A 7,248-nucleotide genomic window follows, 5' to 3' on the forward strand; every position below is an offset into this window, starting at 1 on the left:
GGTCGGCGGGTGGGCGTCCGGGCGGAGGGACGCGATGGCGGTGAGGTCCGAATACTGGCGGGACGCTTCATATTCGGCGACTGACCAGTCCGACATGGGGGCGTGGGGGCGGTAGCGCTCCAGGAGCGCGCCCCAGCGTTCGTCCGACTTGGGTGCGTACCGGTAGACGAGCACGGCGAAGGCGGCGACGATCAGGAGGGAGGCGAGCAGGGCGACCATGAACCAATAGTGGCCTTCCCTTGGACTTGAAGAAAATATCCAGTGCCCCGATACTGGACTGTATGGCGACACGAGTTATCGGCGCGGCCAGCCTGACGCGCGATCTTGGGCGGTGGCGGAACGAGGAATCGGGGGCCACCGACAACGGCAAGCGTTCGGCGCGGCCCGCGTATGTGGCACTGGCCGAGAGCATTCGGCTGCTCATTCACGACGGCCGCGCGCCGCTCGGGGTGGCACTGCCCAGCGAGCGGGATCTGGCCACCAGCCTCGAGGTCAGCCGCACCACCGTCACCTCGGCGTACACGCTGCTGCGTGAACACGGCTACCTGATCAGCCGCCAGGGGTCCCGCAGTACCGTGGCACTGCCGCCGACCGTGGTGCACGACGGCGCGAAGCCGGCCCGCAGCCTGCTCGCCACCATGGCCCAGCCGGACGTGCCGACCATCGATATGACCTTCGCCGCCATGTCCGCCCCGCCGCAGATGACCGACGCGTATTCCTTTGCCCTGCAAGGACTGCCGACCTACCTGGGCACGCACGGCATGGATCCCGTCGGCGTGCTCATGCTGCGCGAGGCGCTGGCCCGCCGCTACACCGAGCGCGGCCTGCCCACCGAACCGGATCAGATCCTGATCACCCTGGGCGCGCAGCACGGCCTGCGCCTGCTGCTCAATGTGCTCACCACGCCCGCCGAGCGCGTCCTCATCGAGCACCCCACCTACCCGAACGCCATCGAGGCGATCCGCGATGTCGGCGCCCGCCCGGTGCCGGTGCCCATGCGCCCGGACGGCTGGGATCTCGACGGAATCCGCAGCGCCGCACGGCAGACCGCCGCCAGCGCCGCCTACCTGATTCCCGACTTCAACAATCCCACCGGCCACCTGCTCGACGCCGAGGGCCGGGCCGAACTGGCCACCATCGCGCGCGAGACCCGCATGACGGTCATCGTCGACGAATCCATGGTCGATCTGAACCTCTCCGATCTCGAATCCCCGCCGCCCGTGGCGGCTTTCGCCCGCAACTCCGAGATCGTCACCATCGGTTCCGCCTCCAAGTCCTTCTGGGGCGGCCTGCGTGTCGGCTGGGTGCGCGCCAATCAGGCCCTCATCACCAAGCTGCTCGGCATTCGCTCGACCGTCGACCTCGGCACCCCGGTCATGGATCAGCTGGCCACCGTCCACCTGCTCCGCAATGCCGACGAAATCCTCACCGCCAGAAGGGATCAGCTCCGCTCCCGCCGAGCCGTCCTGCTCGAATCCCTCGCCGAGGAACTCCCCGACTGGCGTGTCGCCCCCGGAGTCGGCGGCATGTCCCTCTGGGCCCAGCTCCCCACCCCGGTCTCCACCGCCCTCGCCGCGACGGCCCCCAACCACGGCGTACTCCTCGCCGCCGGACCGCGTTTCGGCGTCCAGGGCGCCTTCGAACGCTTCATCCGCCTCCCCTTCACCCACGAGGAGTCGGACATCCGCATCGCGGTGAAGTCGCTCGCGGCGGCCTACACAGCCCTTACCCCGCACGCCGCCGACCCCCTCTCGCCGCTCATCACCTACTGAGCCGAAAACGACTTCGCCCCCGTCGCATTCGATGCGACGGGGGCGAAATGCTTTATGGCCGAGGGCGGCTCAGGCCAGGATGTCGTGGCGGACGATCGTCTGGTCGCGGCCGGGGCCGACGCCGATGCACGAAACACGTGCTCCCGAAAGCTCTTCCAGGCGCTTGACGTACGCCTGAGCGTTGGCCGGGAGATCCTCGAAGGTGCGGGCACCCGAGATGTCCTCCCACCAGCCGGGCATCTCCTCGTAGATCGGCTTGGCGTGGTGGAATTCGGTCTGGGTGGTGGGCATCTGCTCGACGCGCTCGCCGTCGATCTCGTAGGCCACGCAGATCGGGACGGTGTCCAGGCTGGAGAGCACGTCCAGCTTGGTGAGGAAGTAGTCGGTGATGCCGTTGACGCGGGTGGCGTAGCGGGCGATCACGGCGTCGAACCAGCCGGTGCGGCGCGCGCGGCCGGTGGTGACGCCGACCTCGCCGCCGGTCTTGGCCAGGTAGGCGCCGGACTCGTCGAAGAGTTCGGTCGGGAACGGGCCGGAGCCGACGCGGGTGGTGTAGGCCTTGAGGATGCCGAGCACCGTGTTGATCTTGTTCGGCCCGACGCCCGCGCCCACGGCCGCGCCACCGGCGGTCGGGTTGGACGAGGTCACGTACGGGTAGGTGCCGTGGTCGACGTCCAGCAGGGTGCCCTGCGAACCCTCCAGCAGCACGATCTCGTCGCGCTCCAGCGCCTGGTTGAGCAGCAGCCGCGAATCCGCGATGCGGTGCTTGAAGCCCTCGGCCTTCTCCAGCACCTCGTCCACCACCTGCTGCGGATCCAGCGCGCGGCGGTTGTAGATCTTCACCAGCACCTGGTTCTTGAATTCCAGTGCGGCCTCGACCTTCTGGGTGAGGATCTTCTCGTCCAGCACATCGGCCACGCGGACGCCGACGCGGGCGACCTTGTCCTGGTAGCACGGGCCGATGCCGCGGCCGGTGGTGCCGATCTTCTTGTTGCCGAGGAAGCGCTCGGTGACCTTATCGATGGCCACGTGGTACGGCATGATCAGGTGCGCGTCGGCCGAGAGCAGCAGGCGGGAGGTGTCCACACCGCGCTCTTCCAGACCGGCGAGTTCGGCGAGGAGCACGCCCGGATCGACCACCACGCCATTGCCGATGACGTTGGTCACATCGGGGGTGAGGATGCCGGAGGGGATCAGATGCAGGGCGAAGCTCTCACCGTTCGGCAGCACCACGGTGTGTCCCGCGTTGTTGCCGCCCTGGTATCGAACTACCCACTGGACCCGATCGCCGAGCAGATCAGTCGCTTTGCCCTTGCCCTCGTCGCCCCACTGGGCGCCGATCAGCACGATTGCCGGCATGTGAGTGTCTCCTACGGGTTCGACGCGCAGCACCTGTGTTGCTGCAGCTACCCGCCGTCAGAAGGCGGTGGCCGTAGGCACACTTTACTGGACGGCCCTATACGTCCTGGTGCAAGGCCCAGGTCCGGAGAAACCGCCCATAACGGATGCGCAGCGAGGACAGCGCGGCAAATGAGACAGGGTTATGGTGGCACGGGGAGAGGGACCGGCAGGGGGTCCATCGAAACGCAGCGAGGCGGCAAGGTGTTGGCAGGCCAGAGCCAGAGGAGGGTGTTCGGCAGTTGAGTACCCATGTTCTCCGCTGCGACGGCGCGCCGGTACCAATCGCGCTGGCATCTCTACCCCTCACCCAGACCTCGGCCATACCGGACACCGCCCAATTGGACGAGCTGCTCCCGGTGATGGCGGCCGACAGCCTGCCCCGGCTCATCGTGCTCGGTGAGGACGCGGGACTGGCCGCGGTGCTCACCCACCTGATGCGCACCGAACGCCTGGGCGTCGAGATCGGCTACGTGCCCATCGACCGCACCTACGGCTCCCGCGCCTACGAGACCGGCACCGGCTCGGCCGCCGCCAAGCGCGCGCTCGAGGGCAAGGCCACCGAGACCCCGCTGATCCGCGACGACACCGGCAAGGTGCTCATCGGCCGCGCCACCATCGTCGGCGAGGCGGGCGCGAAACTCGAGGGCGAGGCCTACGTCGACGACACCCGGCTGTTCACGGGAAAGGTCGCGGCACTGCATGTTTCGCCCATGCTGGAGATGCCGGGCCTGCACGCCACCGTGCAACGCGGGCTGCGCAAGAAGCGCTGGGTCGAGGGGCGCGCCATGCAGCTGGGCACGCACGGCGCGATCGTCACCCGCGACGGGATCACCACCGATCGGCTGGTGAAGCGGTCCACGTTCTATCGACACCACGAGCCTTGGCTGCTGGTTCGCTGATTCACCCCCAGAATGGGAATCGGCAGGACCTACGAGCCGACCAGTTGGGAGCAGACAGGTGAATTACCCGCGCGCGGTGGGCCGGGCATCCGGCGGAGCGATCCGGCCCAGTCCGGTGTTCCTGCTGGTCGTGGTGATCACGGCGGTGGGCGGCGCGCTCGCCTGGGACGCGGATCGCTTCTCGCGCCAAGCCCAGTTCGGGGTGTTCATCCTGGTGGTCGCGGGCTGGATCGTGTCGGTCTGCCTGCACGAGTTCGCGCACGCCTTCGTGGCGTGGCGGGCCGGGGACCGGGAAGTGGAGATGCGCGGGTATCTGACGCTGAACCCGCTCAAGTACAGCCATCCGCTCTTGTCGATCGGGCTGCCGGTGCTGTTCATCGCCATCGGCGGGTTCGCGCTGCCGGGTGGCGCGGTGTACGTGCACTCGCACAACTTCAGTCCGCGCACGCAGCGGCTGCTGAGCGGCGCAGGTCCGGCGGTGAACGCGCTGTGTGCCGTGATCCTGCTGGTGATCGTGCGCCTGTGGGGCAGCACCACGTCGCATCCGGCGTTCTGGTTCGGGCTCAGTTACCTTGCGTTCCTGCAGATTACGGCGACCGTGCTGAACCTGATCCCGATCCCGGGCACCGACGGCTACGGGATTCTGGAGCCGTCGCTGAGTTATCAGACGCGGCGGTCGCTGGATCAGATCAAGCCGTTCGGCATCCTGATCCTGTTCGCGCTGCTGTTCACCCCGGAGCTCAACCGACTGTTCTTCGACGGGATCAACGCGCTGTTCGAGCTCTCGGGACTGCCCGGCTGGTGGTGGTCGGCGGGCAGCGCCCTGACCCGCTTCTGGCGCTGATCCGGTGGGTGGGCCGCCCGAACGACCCGGTTATCGGGCGGCCCCATTCGCAGCGACAGCGGTCAGGCGTGGGCGTTCAGGTCCTCCCCGCCTGCTGAGCCCACTACAAGCACCGTTGCCACCCGTCGCTGCGAGCCGGTACCGGATTACCCCTCGTCAATCCGGCCTGTAATGAACGGTAGAGCGACGCGGGCGCTCGAACGCGAGTAGCGCACTACCCGAAGATCAAGAGCAGGTACCCGCAGACGGGCCGGATCGGCCCGCAGGTAGTGCTCAATCGATCGGCGTCACATAGGGATTCGACACGGTGGGCGGGAGCAGCGCCATGGCCGAGAGGCGGCGCATGCCGCACACCTGCATGAGATCGACCACGATCGAACGCAATTGCGCGAACACCACGTGGGTGGACAGTCCCGCGCCGTTCACCAGGTCCTTGGTGGCGCCCTTGCCGACCGAGCGCAGCACCCGGGTGGCCTCGGCCGGATCGGGCTTCTCGTCCGGGTCGGCGAGCATCATGCGGCGCACCACGTCCACGGCCTGACCCAGCTTCTCGACCTCGGCGATCAGCCGGGGATCGATCACCTCGTCGTCGCGCACCGACGTGAGGGCGCGGCGCAGCAGGACACGGGTATTGCGGATAGCGTTGTCGAGCGGGTCGGCGGCCTCGCGCAGGCGTTGCAAGCGGTTGCGAGAGTTCCAGTACAGCGGGGAGATTCGAATGATCTCCTTGCTGCCCTCGAGGGTGTTGCGCAGGGAATCGATCGCGCCCTGGGTGCCGCGCGCGGCCTCGAGCGCCTCCTTGATCTTCGCGGCATCGTGTTCGAGCAGTCCGTCGGCGCATTCGGTGAGGGCCTTGCCCATCACCTCCAGGATTCCGGCCGCCTGCTCGCGGGCGCGCCGGACCGGATGCAGGGGGATGGCCGCCACCACCACGATGCCGACCAGACCGCCGACCAGGGCGTCGATCATGCGCAGAGACGCGCCGCCCTGGCCGGGCGGATACAGCGTGGCCACCAGCACCGCGGAGCTGGCCGCCTGCATGGTGATGACCGGTCCGCCGTCGAGGAAGACGGCCGTGGACATGGCGACCAAGACCAGCAACACGATCTGCCAGGTGCCGGTGCCCACCCGGGAGACGAACAGGTCGCCGATGCCGATACCGACGGCCACGCCGACGATCAGTTCGATCGAGCGCCGCAGCCGCGCCCCGAAGGACACCCCGATCGAGATCATGGCGGCCATGGGCGCGAAGAACGGGTGTTCGTGGCCGATCACATTGTGGGCGATCAGCCAGGCGATGCCCGCGCCGATCGCGCACTGCACGATCGGCAGCAGCGAGGACCGAACCCGCGTCGCGGCCCGGCGCACGCGAGTGACGCCGCTCTCCCGGGCGGCGTCGAGGGTTTCGCCTAGGCCGGAACTCAAGTCAGTCGAGGCCGAGCTCGGCGGCTGCCCGCGGATCGCAGTCCTCGAGCAGGTCGAGGCAGCGCGCGTACTCGTCGGTCTCGCCGATGGCGCGGGCGGCCTTGGCCAGCGCGCCGACACTGCGCAGGAAGCCCCGGTTCGGTTCGTGGCTCCACGGCACCGGGCCGAAGCCCTTCCAGCCATTGCGGCGCAACAGGTCCAGGCCGCGGTGGTAGCCGGTGCGGGCGAAGGCGTAGGCGGAGATGACGTCGTGGTTGACCTCACCCTCGCCCTGCTCGCCCCGCGCCAGCGCGGCTTCGGCCAGATGGGCCCAGGCGATGGAGGCCGTCGGATGCGCCGCGGCGACCTGCACCGGGTCCTGGTTCTGCAGCAGCGCGTCCTCCGCCTCGATGTTTTCCGGAAGGAGGACCGGCTGCGGTCCGAGCAGATCACCGAAGGAGGTCATGCCGATCATTCTGCACCGCCGCCCGATTTGCTCAGTAGGCTGACCGTCGAATCACAGTTCCGCCGAAGCGAGGGGTGTAGCCGCGTGTCCAACCCGAAAGACGACCAGCAGCCGCAGGGCCCTGCCGACCAGGCAACCCAGCCCGCCGCAGGCACCGAGGACACCAGCGCTCCCGCCGACGCCAAGAACTCTGCCGATCAGTCCGCTGCCAAGGGCGACGCACCGGAGGGCGGTAAGGACTCCGCGCCCGGCAAGTCCGATGCCGCACCAGGCAAGCCCCCGGCCGACGCCGCCCCGCCGACCGCCGCAACCGAGGTGATCCCCTCGGCCAACTCCCGCACCGAGGAAATCCGTACCGGCGCACCCAAACCCGCCAAGTCCGGTCCGGCCGGTTTCGCAACCATCCGCTACGAGGAACCCAAGCCCGCCCGCCCGGCGCGCTTGGGTTCCTCGTAGCGGATG

7 protein-coding genes and 1 pseudogene are annotated in these 7,248 nt (G+C 68.5%); 4 read left to right on the plus strand and 4 right to left on the minus strand.

Annotated elements, in window-relative coordinates:
• Positions 1–219: pseudogene (locus ACAM49_RS37345) on the minus strand (hypothetical protein); the annotation flags it as partial.
• A 62-nt stretch (positions 220–281) separates the two neighbouring features.
• On the opposite strand from ACAM49_RS37345, the gene ACAM49_RS37350 reads away from it, so the two are divergent.
• Positions 282–1,772 carry a PLP-dependent aminotransferase family protein gene (locus tag ACAM49_RS37350; RefSeq protein ID WP_369640253.1) on the plus strand — a complete coding sequence of 497 codons (1,491 nt, stop codon included), beginning with the start codon at positions 282–284 and terminating at the stop codon, positions 1,770–1,772.
• 69 nt (positions 1,773–1,841) lie between these two features.
• Here ACAM49_RS37350 and ACAM49_RS37355 read toward each other — a convergent pair whose 3' ends face one another.
• Positions 1,842–3,131, minus strand: a complete 1,290-nt coding sequence (locus ACAM49_RS37355) for an adenylosuccinate synthase (protein ID WP_369640254.1) — start codon at positions 3,129–3,131, stop codon at positions 1,842–1,844.
• Between the two features lie 281 nt (positions 3,132–3,412).
• On the opposite strand from ACAM49_RS37355, the gene ACAM49_RS37360 reads away from it, so the two are divergent.
• Together ACAM49_RS37360 and ACAM49_RS37365 are read left to right on the plus strand one after the other, a co-directional pair.
• A complete protein-coding gene (locus ACAM49_RS37360) occupies positions 3,413–4,072 on the plus strand; it encodes a hypothetical protein (RefSeq protein WP_369640255.1) in 660 nt (219 codons plus the stop codon).
• Between the two features lie 58 nt (positions 4,073–4,130).
• Positions 4,131–4,916, plus strand: a complete 786-nt coding sequence (locus ACAM49_RS37365; protein WP_369640256.1) for a site-2 protease family protein — start codon at positions 4,131–4,133, stop codon at positions 4,914–4,916.
• A gap of 273 nt (positions 4,917–5,189) precedes the next feature.
• Here ACAM49_RS37365 and ACAM49_RS37370 read toward each other — a convergent pair whose 3' ends face one another.
• The gene (locus ACAM49_RS37370; RefSeq protein WP_369640257.1) at positions 5,190–6,341 is read right to left on the minus strand and encodes an aromatic acid exporter family protein; all 1,152 of its coding nucleotides are present in this window, start codon (positions 6,339–6,341) and stop codon (positions 5,190–5,192) included.
• Position 6,342: 1 nt separating this feature from the next.
• Positions 6,343–6,786, minus strand: coding sequence for a DUF3151 domain-containing protein (locus ACAM49_RS37375; protein WP_369640258.1), 444 nt, complete (start codon positions 6,784–6,786; stop codon positions 6,343–6,345).
• 84 nt (positions 6,787–6,870) lie between these two features.
• Between ACAM49_RS37375 and ACAM49_RS37380 the strand changes: the two genes are divergently transcribed.
• A complete protein-coding gene (locus ACAM49_RS37380; RefSeq protein WP_369640259.1) occupies positions 6,871–7,242 on the plus strand; it encodes a hypothetical protein in 372 nt (123 codons plus the stop codon).
• Positions 7,243–7,248 lie beyond the last annotated feature (6 nt).

This window comes from Nocardia sp. JMUB6875, from assembly GCF_041154655.1.
Classification (GTDB): Bacteria; Actinomycetota; Actinomycetes; order Mycobacteriales; family Mycobacteriaceae; genus Nocardia.